This is a genomic window from Fibrobacter sp. UWOV1 (genome assembly GCF_900142495.1).
Lineage (GTDB): Bacteria > Fibrobacterota > Fibrobacteria > Fibrobacterales > Fibrobacteraceae > Fibrobacter.
This window is the reverse complement of sequence record NZ_FRBA01000015.1, coordinates 1-22,789: the sequence shown is the minus strand read 5'-3', so window position 1 is coordinate 22,789 and position 22,789 is coordinate 1. Positions and strand designations below refer to the sequence as shown.

Sequence of the window (22,789 nt, the reverse complement as noted above, 5' to 3'; positions counted from 1 at the left end):
AATCTTATAGAATTCGCAAAAAGACCACCTAGTAAAGGAATATTTGCAGATAGGTATTGCGAAAAAACCTATTTTTATGTCGGTTGTGTCTTGTGTGTGGGACATTTATGGAGAGAACGGATGAAGTGCAAAAACTTTTTCCGGGGTTTAGCATTATGCTTGGCCCTTTTAGTTGTTAACACATTTGCGCAGGACTGTGTTGCCATAGCCCATGTTATTTACGATGGCAATAACCTTTTCTACGCCGATAACGAAGCCAATTTCAAGTACAAGCAGTTGAGCAAAGAAGACGACGGTACGTTTAAAGTTTGCTTCACTCAGGAACGTCTTGAAGGTTCCGACCGACAGGGTAGAGAAGACGTGCGCCAGTTGCGTTTCGGATCTTTCTGCGCCGAGGGCAAGGATACCTGCGCCTCGTACTTGAACGAAGGCCATGAACCCTTCCTCGCCGAACTGTTCCCCGAGTACAAGAACGGCGTAGACAGCCAGCAGGTGTTCCAGGTTTGGCTCCAGATTAACCCCGACGGCACGTTGACAAAGTCAACGACCAAACCGGTCATTGTGGAACCTGCCAAGAAGACGATCCGTTTCCTTGCTCCGTGGAGCAATACGGGTGTGGTCATCATGCTGAACGGCAAGGCCGACTATACCACTCCGGTGGGTAGTCCCTACTGCGGCTGGTTCGAATACCGCGCCGTACTGACCCCCAAAGACGCCTTTGTTTCTTTCAAGCAGACCATCGGTGACCTGCATATCGGTGCCGAAGGCGCCTCCAAGGAAGAAATCCCCGTGGAACAGGAAATCAAGCTGGATTCCCTGCTGCAAATTTCCGATACCGTCTGGATTGTGGGTTCCAAGTACAGCGAACCCGAACTCTATACGGAATTCCCTGGCGAACTCGGCGACTGCCCCATCAAGAAGCTCCCGGTCATGATGTTCGACTGGCTGCATGGCGATGGCAGCGACGAAGAAAACACCAAGGCCCAGGCCGGCACCACAAGCCAGGACTTCGGTACCGGTGGATGCAAGAATGACAATGGTCACCAGATTATGAAGGGCATGGTCGAACGAGAACTGGGCCCCAACGGCGTTCCTGTTCCTGCTGCAAACTTCCCGAGCAACTGCAAAGTTACAGAACACCTCGGCAACTGGTTCTTGCCCGAAGTTGTCGCAACCGATGCCGCCGGCAATAGCTACACCAACGCCACCTGTCGTGACCTTGAACTTTCCTTGACCGACGACGGATTCTGGTTCGGCCAGAAAAATACGGAAAGCCCTGAAAGAGGTCTTTTCTTCTTGGACGACTTCCAGTTCCTCGATTCGGCCGGTACCGTGCCGAACCCCATGTACGACAATATTTCCTCTGACTATGGGACGCACAACTACGGCTTCACCATGAAGATCCAGGCCACCTTTGAATACGTGCCCGGTCAGTATTTTGAATTCCTGGGCGACGACGACGTGTGGGTGTTCATCAACAACAAGCTGGTGGTGGACATCGGCGGTCAGCATACGCAGATCGAGGGCAAGGTCAAACTCGACACCATCGGCAAGAACAATCCTGCAGACAAGTTAATTCCTGGCGAAACGTATTCCTTCCACATCTTCTACGCCGAACGTCACCGCAACGAATCGAACTTCAAGATGCGTACCTCCATGGACTTGAAGGCCGAAGCCAGCATGTTCCTGACCGACCTTTCGGATGACCCGAAGTTGATTATCAAGGAAGTATGGCAGATCGTGCGCGAAACGGTTCTCGCTTGCGACTTCTCTACAAGCCCCGAAAAGCAGCACACCGAACGCGGCCCGTCTAACTTTACCCTTTACGGCAAGAGCCTCGACAAGAACGGCGTCGCCCTCAAGACACTCGATTCCGCTTACTACAGCGGCATTACCGTGACAAACGACTTCACCATGATCACCATCGATACCAAGGCGATCACGAAGGCGCAAGCCCTGCCGCCGGGAAACTACTATGTTCGCGTTCGCCTCAAGAGCAATCCGGATGACTACAAGGATATTCCGTTTACCATTGAACCTTACGAACTGCCGAACCTCGCGTTTGCAAGCGTCAAGGATTCCACCTACTTTATCGTAGACTTCGACACGCAAGATACGATTCACTTTACGGAATACTGGAGTGCCTTCGGTAACGAACTCAGCCGCGACGTGTCTAGCGATACCTTGCCTATTAACCTCGACAAGACCGAAAAAATGTGGGCTGGCCGCTCTTACCCCGTGCACATCATGTACGCCGAAGAATGGGCCTCCATTTACAGCGGCATCGCGGTGCAAGTCAAGGCCTCGACTCCGAATCTGACCATTTGCGATTCTACTGGCAAGCCCATTACCGAAATCGTGTTGATGGAAGGCCGCGCAAACTTCTTTGTAAAGGCGACCGACGAAGTGGTCGACGGCGTGCTTACCCTGACTACTGCCGGCGCCAAGAATAAGGAAATTCACTGGACCAAGATCAATATTGCCGTACCCCCGGTTCCGCAAATCGAGGCCGCCTACATTTACGACCGCACCGGCGATGGCCGCGCCGACAGCATTTGGATCAAGCTGAACAAGGCTATCGACAACCGCACGGTCATCGACTCTGTCAAGTATATCTTCCAAGAAGAAAACGAAGACTACAAGAAGACCAAGGTCGCCTACAAGATCAGCAAATACAAGGTCGGTGATATTTCCATTTCACTTTCCGCCGAAGGGACTGGTTTTGAACCGTCCATCTTTACCGGACGCAGGACGAACTCTAGCGACTTGTTCAGCCTGGTCAACATCTGGTACACCTATACCGGCGATGACGGCAAGCCTTCCATATTCCCGGTAGACGGCTCGCTCACCGATCAGGTCGGCCCTGTTATTGTCGCTGCCGAAGTCTCGTACCTTAAGGACGGCAACACACAACTTGCCCTTGAATTTAGCGAAGGCGTTAACGGCTCCGATGCAAACACCGAATTCTTCCGCTTCCACTGCTGGAAAAACAACGTGCAAGACAGCGCCGTCAAGAGCGCAAGCGATATCTTGACCACTCCCGAAAACGCGTGGAAGTTGATTTTCCCGAAGGGCCTCGATACCGACGTGGTGCCCGCCGTGGGAGACTCCGTGCGCTTTATGCCGCCGTCTCAGCTCGGCATGGCGCTTGACCTTGTGGGGGTCGGCCCGCACGAACTGAACCCCTGGATTCGCATTACCGGCGAACAGAAGGTGACGGTAACCAGCCCGAAGGTGGTAAGCCTCTCGACAGAATCTGAAGCCTTTGACAGCGCCCGCGCCATTATCCGTAGCGAAGAGGCGACCGTGCCCAAGTTGGTGGGTGGTGAAACGGTGCCTACCGCCGAACAGGTGGCTGCACAGTACGGCACGCAGGGCCATTACCTGGGCGACCTCGACATGGCCGAACTCGTGGAAAACGAAATCGCCGAAATCGTGAAGGCTGTCCAGAATCCGGACAACGGCAAGCTCGTCAACAAGGACGAAGCCAAGGCTGCCGAAAAGGAAGGTACAATTCCGCGCACCTACACCATCGAAGAAGTTATCGCCAAGGTGGAATCCGGCGAAATGTCGATCAAGGATGCCCAGAAGAAGTTCGGCTTGAACTCGGTAATCGTGGACGCCTACGAAAACGGCCTTTTGAACAAGGAAAACCTGAAGAACTACCAGAGCGGCACTCCGGCCGATGTCCAGAAGATTGTAAGCTCTGTCGCCGACAAGACCGAATTGCGTTACGAAGCGATCTACTATTCTAGCCTCGGTCACTACGTGAACAGCCATTCCGGCATCATTACCTGTAACGATGACATCTTCAAGGCAAACGGTTCCAAGAACTGCCTCGAAAACGAGGGCAGGCTCTTCTTGGCCTGGAACATGCGTTCGGATAGCGGCCGGCTGGCTGCCACGGGTGTCTACATCGCCCGCCTCAAGTTCCGTATCAAGGTGAACACCAAGGTCATTACCGACCGCACCCAGGACTTCCTGTGGGGTGTGCGCCGCGGCCAGGTGAACGCTATCGACCTCGGAATTTAGGCTAAAATCGCAAATTTTTTGGAAAACGCCCGAAAGGGCGTTTTTTTGTTCTCAAAAAAAAACGCTGTCTTTTTCGGGAATTTTGTCCCCAAAACACGCCCTTTACACGATTGTTAAGCAGAATTAACTCTTTTCCGTTCTCGTCCAGTTGATTTTTTTGAAAAAAAAATTTATTTCTACAATACAATATTGTAAAAGTACGTACAGTTAGGCCTATGGCCCTAGGAGATGTGGATGAGGTGTAATTTATTCAAGAGAGCAACTCAGTTGCTCGCTTTGCTTGTCCCCGTGACTTTCGCGGCGACGTATACGCTTACAGCTACTCACGAAGGTGAACTTTATTACGCTATTTACAACAATGTAGAAGATTCTTGGGTCAAGGAATGCTCTAGCCTTCAGCGGGATCAACGATTCAATATTGATAGTCGCAGGACCTTGCCTAATTACGACTTGTATGTCTTTAGCGATGTCGACTGCCAGACCCTTTTAGTCCCGGAGGGCATTTCCTTTAGCGACTTGTACCCGACTTCGCAGCAGGCAAGAATCACCATTTCGAACGATGGTACCTGGTCGTTCACCAGTGGCCGTACTCCCACTGGCCCCGGCGTTAATCCGGGCATTCCGGGCGGCGACAATCCGGGCAACCCGGGAGGAGACAATCCGGGTGGCGATGTCACCGTTGGCGAAGGCATGAAGGTTGTCGCCTTCTTTACGCCTTGGACCAACACCAACGCGCAGGTGTACGTGGATGGCGCCCCGACTGCCATGATTCCGCTGGACAACTACTGCGGATGGTTTATTGCGGCTGTCAAGGTCCCCGCCGAAAACTTTGGGGTTTATTTTAAGCAGACCATCGGCGGCAATTTTGTCGGTGCGAATGGTCTTACGGCTACTGAACCCACCATTGCAACTGAAATCAAGCTCGACTCCGTGGCCGCCCTCAGCGATACCGTTTGGGTCAAGGGCAACCAGGAAGGCGAACCCGGCGTTTACGCGGAACACCCTGCCGGCATTCTGGGTGACTGCCCGGTCAAGAAACTCCCGGTCATGATGTTCGACTGGCTGCATGGCAGCAAGGGCGATGGCGTCCGTGGTAACGGAAACCCTGAATACGGCATTAGCGCAGACTTCGGTTCCGGTGGCTGTAGCGGTAGCCCCATGCTTGGCATGGTCGACACCCAGCTCGGTCCGAACGGCGTCCCGGTTCCGGCAACTCCGTTCCCCGAAAAGTGTACGATTACCGATCATTTGGCCTATTGGTTTGTGCCGGAATCCTTGGCAGTCGATGCCCAGGGCAACAAGCTCACCAACATGACTTGCCGCGACCTCTACATCTCTATGGATAAAGAGGGCTTCTGGCTGGCCGAAATTTCGAAGGATGCAATTTCCAAGGGTAACGAAGCCAACAGGGGCGGCATGTTCCTGCTCGACGACTTCCAGTACCTCGACGAGGCCGGTACCATTCCGAACCCCTATTTCGACCAGTTGACTGGCGGTAGCGACAACAAGCGTCACAACTTCGGCTTTACCATGAAGGTACACGCCACGTTCGAATACATTCCGGGCCAGTACTTCGACTTCCTGGGCGATGACGACGTGTGGGTGTTCATTAACAACAAACTGGTGGTGGACATTGGCGGCCAGCACGCACAGGTGCGCGGTGCCGTGGATCTGGATACCCTCGGCCTTACTCCGGGTGAAACCTATCCCTTCCATATTTTCTACGCTGAACGCCATACCAGTTCTTCGAACTTCCGTATGCACACTTCGATCGACTTGAAGACCGAAGCAAGCATTATGCTCAAGAACCCGACCAACGACCCGTCCGTGATCGACAGGGAAGTCTGGCAGAAGATCCGCAAGAACAAGCTCGCCTGCGACTTTACCGAAGGCGGAAAGGAACTCACGCTGGAACGCGGTTCTTCCATCTTTACGCTGTTCGGCGGTAACCTGCCCTCTAACGGTGTAGAACTCGATACGGCCGGCATGTGGTTCGGCGGTATTACCGTGAACAAGGAATTCGATTCCTTCAGAATCGACAAGGAATCCATCAAGGATAACCGCGGACTTGCTCCGGGCACGTACTACCTGCGCGTAACGCTGCGTTCCGACAACACCCAGTACAAGGACGTGTACTTTGTGGTGGGCGCCTACGCGTTGCCGAACATCGTGTACACCGACTCCACTGGCAAGGTCCTCGGTTCTACTGTTCGTAGCGATTCCTTGCCGCTCAACATGAACAAGAATGTTGTGATGTGGGTGGGTCAGTCTTACAAGGTCTATGTGCAATATGCCGAAGACTGGGCCAACGACAATATCGTTTACCCGACCACCAACGATGCCGCCTTGATTCCTTGCGACTCGCTGGGTAACCCGATTACCGAAGTCAAGCTCGTAAACGGCAAGGGTTCGTTCTACGTGAAGGCTGTCGGCGAACTTTGGGGCGGCGCCCTGTATGTGAAGGGCCAGGCTTCAGGTAACACTGCAATCTGGAACAGCATCAACTTCCAGCTGCCGCCGGTACCGCAGATCGAGCTTGCGCAAATCTTTGACCGCGACGGCGATGGTCGCGGCGACAGTATCTGGATGAAGTTTGATGGCACGCTCGGTGGCAAGAATGCGCTCGACTCTGTCAAGTTCATCTTCAATTCTGCCAAGAACGCAAGATTCAGCAACGCCTACAAGGCTATTTACAGGGACGGTTCTAACGAAGCTTCTATCGTTGCAAATGGCAGCGGCTTCAACAGCGCAATCTTTACGGGTGATTCCACCGGTAAGGTGTACACCGGCCTTGTGAAGGTCTGGTACACCTATACCGACAACGGCAAGCGCTCCGTGTTCCCGGCAGATGGCGCGCTGCAAGACCAGATCGGACCTATCGTCACCAAGGCTGAAGTTTCTTACATGAAGGATGGCAACACGCAGCTCGAACTCAGTTTCAGCGAAGCCATTCAGAACAAGGAAAAGACTTCTGACATCTTTAATTTCCATATATGGAATAACGGAATCATGAGCACCGCCGTCAAGTCTGCAAGTGATATCTCTGCGACTGCTCCGAACCAGTGGACGCTCATCTTCCCGAAGGGAAACGATAACGACTTTATTCCGGCCGTGGGCGACTCCGTGCGTTTCGCTCCGACAATGAGCGCCGCTTTCGCTCTGGACATGATGAATGTAGGGCCGCACGCAAACAACCCGTGGGTACGCATTACCGGCGAACAGAAGGTGAATGTGACCAGCCCGGGTGTCGTGAAGGTTGACCCTGGTTCAGCCTCTTACGACAGTGCAAAGACGATTATCACGAGCGAATCTGCAACCGTGCCGAAGGTGATTCAGGATCCCTCGATTCTCAACGCAGAACAGGCCGCAGCCGCTTACGGCACGCAGGGGCATTTCTTGGGTGACCTGAACATGGCCGAACTGGTCGAAAACGAAATCGAAGGCATCAAGAACGCCGTCCAGAATTTCGAAGACAAGGTGATTGTCGTCGACCAGGCAACCGGCGCCACGCAGTCTTACTCGATCGAACAGATTATCGCCGCCGTCGATGCGGGCCAGATGTCGATTGACGACGCCAAGAAGAAATTCGACCTTGACCCGGTCATTGTCGACGCCTACAAGAATCACATGATCGATTCCAAGAATGTCAGCAAGTACAACAGCGGAAGCGAAAGGGACATTCAGGAAATCGTAGAGGCAGTGGCCCAGAGTACGGAACTTCGCTACGAAGCGACCTACTACTCTAGCCTCGGTGAATTTGTGAACAGCTACTCTAACGTGATTACTTGCAATGACGACGTGTTCAAAAATCATGGCCAGGGCACCTGCCTCGAAAACAACGGCAAGCTGTTCCTCGCCTGGAACATGCGCGCCAAGAACGGCAGATTGGTATCGACCGGCGTGTACATTGCAAGACTTGCGTACCGCATCAAGGTCGGCAGCAAGACCGTGGTAGACCGCACGCAGGATTTCCTGTGGGGTGTGCGCCGCGGCAAGGCAAACGCGCTTGACTTGGGCCTCTAGGTCCCTGTATTAGAACAAAGAAACTCTCTCGGCAAAAAGAAGACCGCACCTTTGGGGGTGCGGCCTTCTTGCGTTATATATTTCGCTAAAGGATTTAGGTTATTTCTTGTCGAGTTTGGCATTGATTTGTTTCTGGAGTTCTTTCAGGTGCCAGCGGCCACGCTTGTCTTCAAGAAAAAAGTTGGTGCGGATTCCGCGCGAAAGGCCGCGGTCAATAATGTTCAGCGCGTCGGCGTAACGCTTCTGGTCAAAGCGCAGTTCTGCCAAAAAGTAATAGTTGTACAAGTCGCGCGGGTTCTTTTCGAGTGCGAGGCTCAAGTACTTGTCGGCAAGTTTCTTGTCGGGCCATGAAAGCACCAGCGGCACGTAGGGCAGTACGAAGTGGGCACGCCCCAGCACCTGGTAGTCTTCGGCCATAATGGCCACATCGCGCACGGTGGTAGCCACGCCTTCCTTGACCGAGGTGAGGGCACCGCGCTCGTTGCCCCACATCGAAAGGGCGCTTGCGTATACGTGGGCGATTTCCCTGTTCTTCGGGAACTTCTGGTAGGCGGATTCGCTGATAGTCTTTAGGCTGTCGAGCTTTGCCTTGCGCTGGTGCTTTTCGAAATGCACAAAGCGGAATGCGAAGAACAAGCTCTTCACGTAGCCTTCGGTAGCCTTTTCTTCGACGGAGACGTCGTTCATGGCTTTGCGGTAGCTGTCAATCATGAGCCTTGCGTTCTTGGGATTCGCTTTGTCGCCAATGGCATGTTCTGCACGGGCGTTATAGCAGGAATCGGCAATGCGCAGGTCTTCGTTTGCAAGGCATACGACGCTTGCAACAGACATCAGCAATGTGACCAGGATTTTTTTCATTTTCCCCTTAACAGAAACTACACTCGCCAATTTTGCAGTACTTTATTCAATTGGGCGATCCGCGACTTTTCGTCGTCGGTACCGTGGTAAGTCTTGAATAAAAGATAGCGATATTCCATGAGTGCAGTGCGGATTAACACCTTGTCTTCTTGCTTTAGCATTGCTTTTTGTTTCCTCTTTTTTTGTCCAAACATCAAATTCCGTGACTTCGGCGTGAGGTGCCGGGGTCAGGAATGCGCGAAGGGTTACTTCCCCTTCCCCTTACCGGAGAAGTAGTCCTGCTGGCGCGTGATGCCGAGAACGGCGTGCCAGAGCACTCCGTTCGGGTTGATCTTCTTGCGTTCGCTGACGGCGTATTCGATTGGAACGTGCGAGAATGCGTTGTTCATGCTGCCGACGACCATGTCGGTCTTGCCGGCCATGCCGGCGTGTACGGCGGCTTCGGCGAGCTGGAAGCAGAAAATGGCATCGGTACCTTGGGCCGGAATGCTACGGACCATGTAGCTCGGGTCAAAGTACTTGATGTTTATTTCCTTGCCGACCTTGTCGAAATGTTCCTTGATTTTGCGTGTCAGGAATTCACCAATATCGTTTTTCAAGATGTTTCCGCTCGCGTCCTTGCGTTCGGGCTGGTCCTTGAACAGTTCCTGTCCGGCGCCTTCGGCAACAACGATCACGGCATGCGTCTTGCCGCTGCTGTAGCGGCTTTCGAGTGCCTTGAAGAGTCCGTCGAGCGTAAAGGGTACTTCGGGTACCAGGCAAATGTTTACGACCGTCGTGGCGAGTGCGGCGTAGGCGGCAATAAAGCCGGAGTCGCGGCCCATGAGCTTCACGAGACCAAGGCCGTTAAAGGCTCCGTTGGCTTCGTTGTGGGCGCTGGTAATCACGTCGGTGGCGCTGAGCACGGCGGTTTCGAAACCGAAGGTGCGGTCAATCAAATTCAAGTCGTTGTCGATAGTCTTCGGAATGCCGATCACCGAAATGGGCTGGTGACGCTTCTTGATTTCTTCGGCAATGTCATGGGCGCCGCGGAGCGTGCCGTCACCGCCAATGCAGAACAGCACGTTAATGTTGAGGCGCATCAAGGTGTCGACCATGACCTTGGCGTCCTGGTTTCCGCGGGAGCTCCCGAGAATGGTACCGCCGTCTTCCTGGATGGCGTCTACCACGTCGGGGTTCAGGATCATCGGGGAATATCCGTAGGCCGGGTTCAAACCGCGGTAGCCGTACGGAATGCCGAAAATGTTTCTGACGCCGTAGTCGAACCACAGTACCTGAACAAGACCCTTGATCACGTTGTTAAGACCGGGGCAGAGGCCGCCGCAAGTCACGATGCCTGCGCGGGTCCAGGCGGGGTCGTGGAAAATCGTTTCGCGAGGGCCGGCCGCTTCGAGCGACGGAATCGCCTTTCCGCATTCGCAGAATTTCTGGATTCGGCCAATGTCGGCCGTAAGGCTTACTCGGTCAGACTCCGAAACAAACGGAACGCCCTTCATGGGCGATTTTAAAGTTCCCTTGCCAACGGTTTCGATGGAAAGGTCGTACTTTTCCGGATTATTAAGAATGTCTTCTTGAGTCATGACATGCTCCTCGGTTTGCCATAAGAATGTATTTTGGCGTCCTAAAAAATACTAAAAATTGCATCGCCGCGATGAAATATTTTCTTTAGATAATTGTTACTTAAAACGCCCCGGACATAAATCCGGGGCGAATTTTACAATGCTTGTTAAATAATGTTCAAATTGTGGAATTAATAGATGTCGAGCGGCGGGAAGTGAATCTTGGTGCGCAGACCAGGACCCGCGTTTTCGATTTCGATCTTCATGTTGGTGAGCGTGCAGAGCTTCTTCACCATCGAAAGGCCGATACCCGTTCCGCTTGTAGAACGAGTCATTTCGTTTTCTACGCGGTAGAATTCCTGGAACACCTTCTTCATTTCGGAAGCCGGAATGCCCGGGCCGTAGTCGCGTACGGCAAGGTACATGTCGCCGTTGTTCACGCGCAGCTCGATGCTGATCATCTTGTAGCTTGCGTTCTTCGAGAATTTGAGCGAGTTGTCCACTAGGTTCATCAGAATCTGCATCACGGCGTCGCGGTCAATCAGGAGCGCCACGTTGTCGGCATCCGTATCGGTCGAAACCGTAAGCTCAAACCCTTGCTTTTCGATGTTCTTGCTGTAGGTCGCCACAAAGTCGTCAAGCACGGCCTTCGGGCGTTCCTTGCGCAGTTGTACGTTCCAGCGGTTGCCATCGAGTTTAGACAAATTAAGCACGTTCTGGATCAGGCGCGAAAGTCTGTCCGCTTCGCTTGCAATCTGGCCATAATAACGCTGCTTCTTTTCTTCGCTTGCCACCCAGGAATTCTGCAATAGTTCGGCGTACATCTTGATAGCGGTAAGCGGAGTCTTGAGTTCGTGCGTAATGGCCGACACAAAGTCCTGACGCTTGGCGGCAAGGGCCACCTTGCTCTGCGTAAAGCGGTAAATGGTAATCAGGCATACCGCAATCACGATCAAGAGAATCAGGCCGCTAAACAGGATTGTCAAGTCTGCAGATCCGCTGATTTCGCTGGAGTACATCTTGAACAGAATCTTGTCGTAGGGCGGCGGCAGCGGGCGCTTGGTCCTAAGCTCGTATTCGGCGTTCTTCTTGCCGATAGTCAAGAGCACGTTGTCTTCGTAAACAAGCTCGATGGCGTAAGGCAACTTGGCATACGCAATCTGTTCTTCCTGAGTCATGTAGTTCAGGTAGATGTTCTTGTCGACGACAAAGCCCTGCACAATCGGGAGCATGCCGATGTAAATCGTACGGAAGAACACGATGTAGTCCGACGTCATGCGAATTTTCAGGTCGCTAATGTTGACGTTCGTGTTGCTACCGGTAAATACGGGAATGTCCGGCGTGATGGTCGTATCGTTCTTGGCAGTTTCGGCCATGTAAGTCAGGGCTTCTTCTTCAGACGTGAGTTCCACGCGGGTGGGAATCTGCAAGTCCGGAATCTCGTCGTAAAGCTGGTCAATCGCTTCGGTAGAGTCCACCGTCTGCACAGTGCGCTTGGGAAGCCCGTTTCGAATGTCGAGCTTTATGAGCAAGTACTGGATCAGGTCGCGCGTCTTTTTACGTTGTTCCTGGTCGTCGAACGAGAAGTTGTCCCACATGGATTTGCCGATACCGGTACTGGTGTCGGGGTAGAACGGCGTCAGGAGTTCGCCGCTGTGCGAAATCTGGAAGTGTCCGAGCAGGCCCTTGCGGCACTGGCGGTACAGCGAGTCGAAGTCGCAGTACGGTCCGCTGGAATCCGGGAACGAGAAGAATTCCGAGAAGAGTCGGCTGTTGCCGCCAATCACGGTAATCGAGTTCAAAATGCCGTAGTCCTTGTAGGAACGGCTGTTTTCCAGGTTGAAGTCCGAAGACAGTCTGAGTCGAAGGCTCTCGTAGGCAGAGTCAATGCGTTCTTCCACCTTCTTTTCTTCGAGTGCCGTGGATTGCTCGTAAGTCTTGATGAACAAGATGGTCAGAGGAATTGCGATGACCAAGAAAATGGAAATAAACACCAGGCGTTCCATGATGATTGCCTGGTGTTTTTTAAAGTACGTTAGAGCCGAAGCTACTTTAGCTTTTACTTGTCGCATTCAGGTGCAGAACGCATCTGGTAGCCTTCTCCACGGAAGGTGACCAAGAGTTTCGGATGCGAAGGATCGTCTTCGATTTTCTTGCGGAGCTTGGTAATGTGGATGTCCACGGTACGGGTGTCCACAGAATCAGCGTTTTCGTAACCCCAGACCTTGCGGAGCAGTTCGGAACGCGGAACGGCGTGGTCACGGTTGCGCCACAGGTATTCAAGGATTTCGATTTCCTTACGGGTAAAGGCGAGCTCTTCGGTACCGCGGGTGCCGGTGTATTCGCGGAAGTTCACGCGCAGGCTGCCAGCGACGAGCTTGCCTTCGTTTTCCATGGTCTGACGGCTGCGACGGAGCACGGCGTCAATACGGGCCAAAAGCATCGGGACGGAGAACGGCTTCGGAATGTAGTCGTCTGCACCGTACTTGAGACCGTTGATGATATCGTCATCGGCGTTCTTTGCGGAAAGAATGATAATCGGGAGGCTCTTGTCCTGTTCGCGGATTTTGTCACAGACGGTAAAGCCGTCCATGCCAGGGAGCATCAAGTCCAGAAGAACCAGGTTGTACTGCTTGGAGAGGGCTTCGGCAAGGCCGCTTTCGCCGTCGGCGCAATGCTTAACGTTGTAGCCATTCAACTTGCAAAGGTCGATCAGGCCTTCGGCAATGGCGATTTCGTCTTCGATGATAAGAATCTTGGTCGTGCTAGTGTTTTCAGTCGTCATTTATTTTACCTGGGATTATGATTAAATTGCGAGTCCGACACCCAATTCAACGGTCATGTTACCGGGATCCACTTCACTCGGATAGTCACCGCCGATGTAGTACTTGAAGTTGCCGTAAGCGGCAATCGGGATAATCGGGAGCTTGGCACGGAGGCCCACCAAGATGTGACCACCGATGCTGGTGTTCAGGCCTTCGTCAAGAGCCTTGTCCTGGATTTGGGCTTTCATTTCCTGACCCTTGGCCTGGAGAGCCTGGGACTTGGCGTCGTTGTCCATAGTCTGGTCAAGCACAATTGCTGCGACTTCGTCGAAGGTGCTCGGCTGAATAAAGCTAGAAGCGAACTTCTGGTTCAAGACAAAGCTGTTCAGGTGGTAAGAAAGACCGCCACCGATGTAGGGTCGAATGATAGGCAAAGTCGTAATGGGGTAGGTGATGGAGAGGTCACCGGTCATGGCGACAAACTTCGGGTTTGCCTTGCCGAACGGGGTGCCGCCCAGTTCAATTTCGAGAGGAATTTCGTTGACGGTTCCGTCTGCCGGATTATCGACCCAAAGAGATGCGTCGTAGGAGCCGAACTGGATATTCAAGGTAGCTTCGATGTCGATCACCGGGAGGAGGTCAATCCATGCCTTGAAGCCGAAGCCCTGCATCATGCCGTCGAAGCCGTCGTGGCTCAGATTAATGTTGTTGGCGATAGGAGCCGGTTCGGCAGACTTCATCTTGGTGCCAAAACCAGGGGCATAGTGGAAGCCGACGCCCACAATGGCGAAGGACTGGGTGGCGAGCAAAGCGCCAGCAGCGACTAAAGCTTTTAAGTTCATATTTGCTCCTTAAACTTTGCCTTTGAAACTACATTATTATTTCAAAAAGCGGATGTTATTTTTTCATAAAATACTAAAATCAGTCAATCGAGGGAACGACGACAATTTTTTTCTGCCCTTTACCGACCTTAATTTTGCCCAACTTGTAGTCCCCGATGACTCTTCCCTGACTGTCCAGAGCAGAAATGGTCACGTCGTGGTCCCCGGCATCGACCGGAATGCGGGTCACGTTGATGGTGTTGGGCATGAATAGACCGATACGTAGGTCTGCCTGTTCCAACTGGCTCTGGCCCACGTCTACGGCGATGTTTTTCACGAGGTCGAAGATCCCGTTGCCCGTGTTGGTTGCCGACTTGGCCTTTTGGGCGGCGATGGTGCGGAGCACTACGCGGGTAATGGTACGGACCGCGGTGGTCGCGTTCTCGTCTTTCATGTTCTGCTCGAGTTCAGAATCGATATTGGCCACTTTTTCGGGCGTGACGCGCATGGTTCCGTCCAGATTTACGCTGAACATGCTTGTGCGCTGGGGCAATTCCTTCTTTTCGGGAAGGGCGAACCCGACATGGAATGTATTGCTGCCGGCACCTGCAACAGGGGGTGCGAAAACGGTAAACGAGTTGATTTTTCCGGTCTTGCCGTCTTTATAGGTGAGGTTCATGGCGGTGCCGCTCACATAGGTGCCTGACAGGTACATTTCGCCCAAAATGGGGCTGTGGCCAGCGTAACCCACCACGATGATTTCTTGGCCCTTGGTGCGGGCGGCTGTTGCCTTGGGCGTGCTCGTGAGCGCTTCGGTCTTGAGACTCTTCAGGTCGTCTGCGCGGTCCATTTTGGTGAGGCTTTCATTGATGTATTCCCAGACTTCCTTGGGCATCTTCACGTTGCCCTCTTCGAACGCCTTGGCTGCCTTCAGGTAGGCGATGGCGGCGTCATCTTCTTCGCCGGCCATGTCGTAAACGATAGCGCTCAGGTAACGCAGCCAGCCGTTGTCGTTCACTTTTTCCTTGTCTTTCTGGTAAAGGGCTTCGGAAGCGATTTGCGCCCTGCGGACTTCGACTAAGGCTCCGTCTAAATCACCGATGGCGAGGTAGTTCAAAATCTGGTACTGGTACATCATCAGTACTTCGAAGGGGCGTGCGCGGTAGGGGCGAATGTTGTCGTTGGTGACAATCGCCGCGGCTTCGTTAGTAACCGACTTGGTGTACAGGTCTTCGTAAATCTGTTCGGCCTGTGCAAAGTGCTTGATGCTTTCCTGGTTCTTGCCGGCGTAATGGTAGAGCATTCCCTCGTCAAAATGGTAAAGGAAAGCGCTCTTTTCGCCGTAAAGGTCGTCTTTCTTTTTTTCGATTTTTTCGATAGTGCCCTCGAAACCTTCTTTTTTAAGGACGGGGGCGAGCGTTTCGTAACGAGTCATGGACTTGTTTGCGCAAGAACACAAAAGCAGTGCAGATACTGCGAGCAATAAAAGGCGTTTCATGAAAACTCCAGAAATGAATCTGCAATTAAATATAAATAAAATAGCCTCCGACTTCGAGTCGGAGGCCTGATGGCATAAACCACTGAGAGAGAAATTACTTCTTCTTCTTCTTGCCGGAGGCGTCGAGAGTCACTTCGACAGTTTCTTCGCCCTTCACGGTCACGAGAGCTTCGGCAGACTTGCGGTTGGAGCATTCGGCGCGAATCACGTGGTCACCGGCATCGAGGTTGTTGATGGTGAGTGCGGCACCGTCGGTCTTGTCGGCGTTGTCACCGTCGATGTAGATGAGGCACTTGCCCGGAATGGTGGTCACCTTGATAGCACCCTTAGGAATCTTGGTGCCGAAGTCGAACACATTGCGCTTGTCGTTGCCCGGCCAAATGTTCACGCGCTGGTTCACCAGTTCGTAACCCTGGTCAATCACCACGAGAGTCTGGCGGCCAGACTTGACGCTCACGTTTTCGATCGGGCTCTTGCCGAGGGGTTCGCCACCGAGGAACACGTCGCTGTTAGGCGGGTTGGTGATGATGGTGATGGTTGCGGCCTTACCGCGCGGAGGTGGATCGTCGTCAGCGACGGCGGCGGTAAAGAGGAATGCGACCAAAAGCGCAAAAACGTAAAGCTTTTTCATGGATTTCTCCTGTTTGTTTGTTCTAAAAATATAAAGTTTTCAAGGAATTTAATTTTTTTTTATGAAAAAGTTTGGATACCTGGGGAAAATAAGGCAAAAAAGAGCTTAGAGCTTAGAACTTAGATCTTAGGAATATGCTCTTTTCTCTAAGTTCTACCAACTAAGCTCTACCAACTTCTACTAATTTCTATCTTCAATCGCATGAAAGCCCTTTACCAGAAAATTCGCACTTTAAACGGCAAAAATTATGGCCTCTACAAGTCTCTTGCAGATAAACCCTGGGATTTTGGCGACTTTGCGCTGGAATTCCTGCATGTGCAGGGCGACCCGTATGCACCGGCCTCTAGAGTCGTGATCAAGGCGAATCTTTCGATGCTCGGTTACGCGGGCGAATGGGGCGGTACCTTTGAGCGTCGCCTGGCGCTAAGCGATTTCTTGCACCGCAAGCTTTCGCGACTGGTTAAAGAAAAGTATCCGGAGAAAGACGCCGCAATTGTGTTCGATACGGCTGGACCCGAGATGCTGGTGCGAAATTCCTTGTGGATTGACAACGGCGAACTCCGGGCTTGCCTGCAGGTAAGGCTCCCGGGCGAGGGTCGCAAGATCCAGGCCGAAACCGCTGCCGAAATTTTGACGATGGTTTTGCCGGACTTGGTGTCGGCAGGGCTTTATTACAGCAAGTCCGACGAGGCTGCCTTGCAAGATTATTACCGCGTACTTGCCGAACGCAAGGAGATTCTGGCCGAGCTAGAAGCCCGCGGGCTGTGTGCATTCGTGCCCGATGGCGCTGTGCTTCCGCGAGCATCGGGCTTGAGCGAATTGCCGCTCGAGGGCGCGGTGCCGTTTACCGCTCCCGAACAGATGGCGGTGACTTTGAACGTGTGCGGGCGCAGTATCCGCGGCATGGCAGTCCCAAAGGGAATCACGGTGATTACCGGTGGCGCCTTCCATGGAAAGTCGACTTTGCTGCAGGCCTTGACCCGCGCGGTCTACCCGCATATTCCGGGTGATGGCCGCGAAGGAATCGTGATTGATGAATCTGCACTCCGCGTGGGCGTCGAAGACGGCCGCAGCGTGCGTGGCACAGACTTGTCGATGTTTGTGCGAGACTTGCCGGGCGGCGTTTCCACCAAGAATTTCAATACGCTTTCGGCGTCGGGCTCAACAAGCGAAGCCGCGAACTTGCTCGAGGCTATGGAAGCGGGGGCCAGCACCTTCTTGATCGACGAAGATTCCTCGGCGGTGAACTTCCTGATTCGCGACATTCGCGTGCGCAAGCTCCTGGGCGATGACCGCGAACCTTTGATTCCCTTGACTGACCGCATCCGCGAAATTTCGGCGCAGGGCTACAGTTTTATTCTAGTGGCAGGTGCTTGCGGCGACTACCTCGACCTTGCCGACAACATCGTCATCATGGCAAACTACAAGGCCGAATGCGCAAAGTCTTCGCAGTCGCCGGAATCGCAACAGTCTACAGTCGCGGCCTCAAGTGCGCGTCCGTTTGTAGCCTACATGCAACCTTTGCAAAAATCGGTGCGCCCCACCTCGCCGGTCGAGCGCCAGGTCAAGGTGAAACTCGCGGGCGATACTTTGTTGCAAATCGGGTTCCTGGTGTCCGACACCTCTCGCCTCAACACGCTTGTCGACAAGCAGCAGCGCCTGGGGGCGGGCTTTGTGCTTTTGAATCTGTTGCAGAACGCGGCCAGTAATTCGGAATCGTCCGATGCCTCTGCCGCTGGTGATTCTGTTGCTGCGACTATCCAGAAGCTTTACGAAAAAATTCAGAACGTGGGCTTCCGAAACTTGCCGCAGGGCATGAGCCGCGAAATGAGCCTGCCGCGTGTCGTCGACATCGCCTGCGTGGCGTTCAGACTGAGGGATGGCTCTAGGTAGTTAAAGGGCTAAATCAGTTCGGTACCATTCGCCGTAAGGCTTGACATTGTCAGGGAAATTTCCCTTTTCGTCGCAATTCCATGATTCGCTATGGAGTTCTTTGCCGGTTATAATTATGTTTTTATTTATGGCGGTATTTTCGGTGTCGGCGACTAGGTACATGACAATGGGACCGGTTGCGTTAAGGAAACAGTTGTTCCCGGGATACACCACATAGATGTTGATTTCTTCGGCTGTAAATTTGTTCAAAACCAGAACCAGCGGAGATTCGCCCATATTGGTGATTACGGCGTAAAATTTTGTCTTTCCGTCTTCAGTCAGATGGTTCTCTTCTAGAACCGGTGCTGTTTTGGGGAAACATTCGGCAATGGCTTCGCCGGAGATGGGTTTCACGGGAATAATCATTTCATTTTCGTCGTATGAAACCATGATGTTTTCGCAACTGGGAGAAAGAGCCGTATTATATGCGATTACGTGACTGTCGAATTGGAGAACCTTTTCGTTGTTGGCTGTAAAAGGAGCGAGGAGGTTCTGAAATACGGGAACGTCTGCTGCCACGGGTAAAGTGGGAAGGGAATCTTCGATTACCTCTAGGCTGCTGTCGGAATTCGATGTCTGCGGGTTGTATGTGGCAGTGTCAAAGCCATCTGCAATGCTCTCGCATATTGCGCCGGCTTGTCTTGAGAATTCATCAACGATATCGTTGAAGTTGAGTGTAGAGTCTGCTTCTGCAGTGGCGCAGTTATCGTCGGAACCATTGCATATTCTTACGGAATTGGTCTTGGAGGCGTTACAGAATATTTTTAGGTCCCCTCTTTGATTACATTCTGCATCGGGGGCTGCATATGCCACGCCTGAAGAGCAGGACTCTTTGAATGATTTCAGGAGATCCTTACAGGTATCACCGAAGTTTCGCAGAGAGAGTGTGCTCTCCATGGCGTTCCCGTTAATGATGCTAATTTTTGCTGTGTATGATTTTGTTTTGGCATTTTTACCGATAGAACATGATGCTTGTGCACCGTTTTCCAAACCATAGATGGTGATTTCTCCTTGGGGGATAGCCTTTTTTGCGGTTGCTGTTGTTGTGAAAACGATGTCTTGCCCATTGATGATTGCATCAGACGAACTTGAGGATGTGACGTTCGAAGAACTGCTGACTTCGGCGGTCGCATTCGGAATAGTCGTGGAGCCCGCAGTGGTAGGGCTGTCAGAGGAACAGGCGGCCAGCGCAATAAGGGCAATTGCTCCCGCCATGTAGAAATTTTGTTTAATGTTAAGCATGGCTTTCTCCTTCAATCTTATTTGTGAAAGGGAAAAGTTGAAGATTCAGTCCGTAGACTTGGTTTAAGTTATCGCTTTCATTTGCAATGGCGGCAATCTTCTTGGCGCAAATGTTGATTTCGTCAACAATTCGTGAATAGGTTTCTTCGTTAACACCGATCGTCATTCCAGTAAAGTAGCGCTCGCTTGCGTTGTATCGGTCTACTGCACGCACGGCCATGCTGCCCATTTCCTTGTGCATTTCGCGAATGGCGATCGGGAGGGCTTCTGGCGAACCGACGACTGCTTTTTCAGTTTGCGAATAGACTTTATCGCCGTCTTTCTTGAGGAATCCTGCTTTCACTAAGAAAGCGAGAATGTCGCGGACCTCTTCAGCCGAAACATACTCTTTGCATTCGTCGGCGATTTTTCGTGGCTGAGCGTCGGGCATCATGGGGGCAAGTTCACGAATGACGGGGTATTTCCAGGATTCGTAGTACTGGAATGCATCGCTATCGATAACGCGAACCTTGTGCTCTTGGGCAATCCTTGACATTTCCAAGAAAGCTGTTTTTTTGACGCTATCCTTTATGGCATTTCCGAAAATAACGAGTTGCTCAAAGTATTCGGCTTCGTGACCAATCAACCCCATGGCTTTGGCAACTTGGGCTGTTTTGACTTTGCTCAGTTTGCTTTTGCCCATGCAAACCAGTTTCATGTAGTTTGAAGACGAAAAACCGGCATTCTTGCTGAATTCACGCCACGAAAATGCTCCGCTTTTTTTGCGGGAATCGTAGTAATCCTGCATAAATGCGTGGTAATCTCTGTATTCGAGGACCGACTTCATATCTATAAAACTAGATTCTGCAGTTGCAAAAGTCAATGTTTTTATAACACAAAAATCGCTGAATTTTACGAAAATCACTGATTTTTAGTCGGTTAATTCAAGTTTTTGATTCTAAATAACACACTTTGTGTTATAGAGAAAAATAGCGATGAAATCAGAAAATTTTTATATCTTGTAAATCAAGAACTTAAAAGGAGTAAACAATGCGTAAAGATCTCGGTGTTAAAGCTTACTTGTACCCGCAGCCTACCTTGGTGATTGCGACGTATAACGAAGACGGCTCCACGAACGCGATGGTCGCTGCTTGGGGTTCCATTAGCGATACGAACCAGGTTGCCATTTACGTGGCGCACAGCCATAAGACCATGCCGAATATTTTGGCCCGCAAGGCGTTTACCGTGAGCATGGCGACGGCAAAGAACATCAAGGCCATCGATTACCTGGGAATTACGTCGGGCAATAAGGTCGCCGACAAGTTCGCACATTCTGGACTCACCTCTATCAGGAGTGCTCATGTCGATGCCCCGCTGATTGCAGAACTCCCGCTCGCATTGGAATGCAAGTTCGTAAGCTACAACGAAGATTCGGAACTTTTGCTCGGGGAAATCGTGAATGTGTCTGTCGACGATTCCGTACTCGATGAATCCGGCAAGCTCTCAGTTGAAAAGCTCGCGCCGGTGTGCTACGATTCCGCAGGCCACGGTTACTATGTAATGGAACGCCGCGTAGGCAACGCCTTTAGCGACGGAAAGTTATTGGGTTAGTTTGAGGGGGAGTATGAAGAGTCTTCATTATGTTTTGTGTGTTGCGGTGGTTGCCTTGCTGGGCGCTTGCGGTGGTACCTCTAGCACATCGCACGAACCTGTAGAATCCAGCAGCTCCGAAGCGGTTGCTCCGGAGTCAAGTTCTGCCATGGAGTCTTCAGCTGTCGAGCCCGCTACTGACACGGTGTGGAACAAGGCGAACCTTACCTGGTACATATCGTGGCCGGATCCGGGCAGCGAAGAATGCGTGGTGTACAATGGTTGCGAATGGTCCGGGTATTTTGCAGCGCTGTCTGACCAGCAAACCGAAGAATGGGTGCGCGAACACAATATCATATCCATTCACGAAAAGGATTTTGGCAAGTACAAGTTGAAGACTTTTAGACTCCGCCAGAATGACCGCACTATAGATGCCGTTGTCTATGACAAGTGCGCCGATAGCGATTGCGACGGGTGCTGCACCCAGAACGCGGGCGAACTCGGGTTCCTTATCGACATCGAAAGCTATACCTGCGAACGCCTTTCCGGCACTAAAGACGGCTGCGATGGCGTCATTGAATGGACTTGCCTCGACTGTGAATAATCCGGCTTTTGCAATATGAAAATTCGAGTTCTGATCGATAACATCGCTAGTTGCTGTGGCCCCCGCAAGCTCTTTGGCGAATGGGGCTTGTCGGTGTACGTGGAATTCGAAGGCAAGCGTTATCTGCTCGATACGGGAGCGTCGCACTTGTTTGCAAAAAACGCGGGCGTAATGGGCGTGGACCTTTCGAAGATCGACATGGGCATTTTGAGTCACGCGCATTTTGACCATAGCGATGGCATGGCCAGGTTCTTTGCGCTGAACAAGATTGCTCCTTTTTACTTGCGCAAGGGTGCGGGCGAAAACTGCTACCATGCACACAAATTGCTGGGGCGATTTACTTACCACGAATACATTGGAATCCACAAGGGCTTTTTAAAGCGTTTCGCAGACCGCATCCGCTTTGCTGAAGGCGATATGCAGATTGCACCGAATGTGTACTTGGTGCCGCACAAGACGCCCGGGCTCGAAAGCATTGGCGAACGTGCGCATCTTTCGGTTAAGGAAAATGACAAGTATCGCTATGATAGTTTCGATCACGAACAAAGTCTCGTATTCGATACGCCCAAGGGTTTGTTTGTCATGAACAGCTGCAGCCACGGCGGCGCAGACAACATTGTCAAAGAAATTGAGGCGATGTTCCCTGGCAAAAAGATTTATGCGATTCTCGGCGGATTCCATTTGTTCCGCTATAAAGATGAAGTCGTGCGCGCCTTTGCCGAGCGCCTGCGCGAACTGGATGTCCAGAAGATTTATACCGGGCACTGCACCGGAAATCGCGCATTTGAAATCCTGCACGAGGTCCTGGGCGACCGCGCCGAACAAATGCACGCCGGAATGACGGTGGAATTGTAGTTCAGGGAAAATTTTGGTTTATAGATTGTTGATAACTAGTGATCGACGCAGACTATAGCTAGTCATTAGCGAAAAAAGTGAAAAAAAACAAAATTTTTTTCCTTAACCCCTTGACGGACACGGCGTAAAGTTCTATAATTGGCCTCACCCTCGAACGAGAGAGCCGAAAAGCTCAAACGGACGAGAACGGAGGCCCGCGAGGCCGCCGGGAAGATTGAAGGAATCGGAGATGTGCTTAGTGACGGGTCCAAGAGATTTCTTGGAATAGTCAATTATACGAACGTGATTAACGGGACCAAGACTTTAAAAATTAATGAAGAGTTTGATCCTGGCTCAGAACGAACGCTGGTGGCGTGTCTTATACATGCAAGTCGAGCGGTGCAGCAATGCATAGCGGCGA

16 protein-coding genes and 1 rRNA gene are annotated in these 22,789 nt (G+C 52.0%); 7 read left to right on the top strand and 10 right to left on the bottom strand.

From position 1 onward, the window contains the following. The first annotated feature begins 159 nt into the window (after window positions 1-159). Both BUC02_RS14260 and BUC02_RS14255 read left to right on the top strand, forming a co-directional pair. The gene (locus tag BUC02_RS14260) at window positions 160-4,032 is read left to right on the top strand and encodes a fibro-slime domain-containing protein (RefSeq protein ID WP_254794237.1); all 3,873 of its coding nucleotides are present in this window, start codon (window positions 160-162) and stop codon (window positions 4,030-4,032) included. Between the two features lie 234 nt (window positions 4,033-4,266). Beyond that, window positions 4,267-8,055 (top strand): fibro-slime domain-containing protein, encoded by a 3,789-nt coding sequence (locus tag BUC02_RS14255; protein ID WP_175549884.1) that lies wholly within the window; start codon window positions 4,267-4,269, stop codon window positions 8,053-8,055. Window positions 8,056-8,154: 99 nt separating this feature from the next. On the opposite strand, the gene BUC02_RS14250 is transcribed toward BUC02_RS14255, so the two are convergent. The 8 genes from BUC02_RS14250 to BUC02_RS14220 form a co-directional block, all read right to left on the bottom strand. Continuing rightward, window positions 8,155-8,913 carry a hypothetical protein gene (locus tag BUC02_RS14250; protein ID WP_073323660.1) on the bottom strand — a complete coding sequence of 253 codons (759 nt, stop codon included), beginning with the start codon at window positions 8,911-8,913 and terminating at the stop codon, window positions 8,155-8,157. 17 nt (window positions 8,914-8,930) lie between these two features. Continuing rightward, a complete protein-coding gene (locus BUC02_RS16340; protein ID WP_158212933.1) occupies window positions 8,931-9,074 on the bottom strand; it encodes a hypothetical protein in 144 nt (47 codons plus the stop codon). A gap of 84 nt (window positions 9,075-9,158) precedes the next feature. Next, window positions 9,159-10,493 (bottom strand): ATP-dependent 6-phosphofructokinase, encoded by a 1,335-nt coding sequence (locus tag BUC02_RS14245; RefSeq protein WP_073323658.1) that lies wholly within the window; start codon window positions 10,491-10,493, stop codon window positions 9,159-9,161. A gap of 170 nt (window positions 10,494-10,663) precedes the next feature. Continuing rightward, entirely contained in the window at window positions 10,664-12,478 is a 1,815-nt protein-coding gene (locus tag BUC02_RS14240; RefSeq protein WP_254794236.1) for a sensor histidine kinase, read from the bottom strand. A gap of 53 nt (window positions 12,479-12,531) precedes the next feature. Next, complete coding sequence (locus BUC02_RS14235) at window positions 12,532-13,257, bottom strand: response regulator transcription factor (protein ID WP_073323654.1); 726 nt, start codon at window positions 13,255-13,257, stop codon at window positions 12,532-12,534. Window positions 13,258-13,278: 21 nt separating this feature from the next. Beyond that, complete coding sequence (locus tag BUC02_RS14230) at window positions 13,279-14,079, bottom strand: hypothetical protein (protein ID WP_073323652.1); 801 nt, start codon at window positions 14,077-14,079, stop codon at window positions 13,279-13,281. A 79-nt stretch (window positions 14,080-14,158) separates the two neighbouring features. Continuing rightward, the gene (locus tag BUC02_RS14225) at window positions 14,159-15,556 is read right to left on the bottom strand and encodes a COG3014 family protein (protein WP_139261196.1); all 1,398 of its coding nucleotides are present in this window, start codon (window positions 15,554-15,556) and stop codon (window positions 14,159-14,161) included. 94 nt (window positions 15,557-15,650) lie between these two features. Continuing rightward, window positions 15,651-16,187, bottom strand: a complete 537-nt coding sequence (locus tag BUC02_RS14220; protein WP_073323648.1) for a PEGA domain-containing protein — start codon at window positions 16,185-16,187, stop codon at window positions 15,651-15,653. Window positions 16,188-16,388: 201 nt separating this feature from the next. Here BUC02_RS14220 and BUC02_RS14215 point away from each other — a divergent pair, with 201 nt between their 5' ends. Further along, window positions 16,389-18,080, top strand: coding sequence for an ABC-ATPase domain-containing protein (locus tag BUC02_RS14215; protein WP_073323646.1), 1,692 nt, complete (start codon window positions 16,389-16,391; stop codon window positions 18,078-18,080). Here BUC02_RS14215 and BUC02_RS14210 read toward each other — a convergent pair whose 3' ends face one another. Together BUC02_RS14210 and BUC02_RS14205 are read right to left on the bottom strand one after the other, a co-directional pair. Further along, window positions 18,081-19,361, bottom strand: a complete 1,281-nt coding sequence (locus tag BUC02_RS14210; RefSeq protein ID WP_073323644.1) for a hypothetical protein — start codon at window positions 19,359-19,361, stop codon at window positions 18,081-18,083. Then, entirely contained in the window at window positions 19,354-20,187 is an 834-nt protein-coding gene (locus tag BUC02_RS14205) for a TIGR02147 family protein (protein ID WP_073323642.1), read from the bottom strand. The genes BUC02_RS14210 and BUC02_RS14205 overlap by 8 nt, the downstream gene beginning before the upstream one ends. Before the next feature lie 203 nt (window positions 20,188-20,390). Between BUC02_RS14205 and BUC02_RS14200 the strand changes: the two genes are divergently transcribed. The 4 genes from BUC02_RS14200 to BUC02_RS14185 all read left to right on the top strand — a co-directional run. Then, a complete protein-coding gene (locus BUC02_RS14200; protein ID WP_073323640.1) occupies window positions 20,391-20,951 on the top strand; it encodes a flavin reductase family protein in 561 nt (186 codons plus the stop codon). A gap of 13 nt (window positions 20,952-20,964) precedes the next feature. Beyond that, the gene (locus BUC02_RS14195) at window positions 20,965-21,534 is read left to right on the top strand and encodes a hypothetical protein (RefSeq protein WP_073323638.1); all 570 of its coding nucleotides are present in this window, start codon (window positions 20,965-20,967) and stop codon (window positions 21,532-21,534) included. A gap of 15 nt (window positions 21,535-21,549) precedes the next feature. Next, window positions 21,550-22,389, top strand: coding sequence for an MBL fold metallo-hydrolase (locus tag BUC02_RS14190; RefSeq protein ID WP_073323636.1), 840 nt, complete (start codon window positions 21,550-21,552; stop codon window positions 22,387-22,389). Between the two features lie 310 nt (window positions 22,390-22,699). Further along, window positions 22,700-22,789 (top strand): 16S ribosomal RNA (locus tag BUC02_RS14185); the annotation flags it as partial.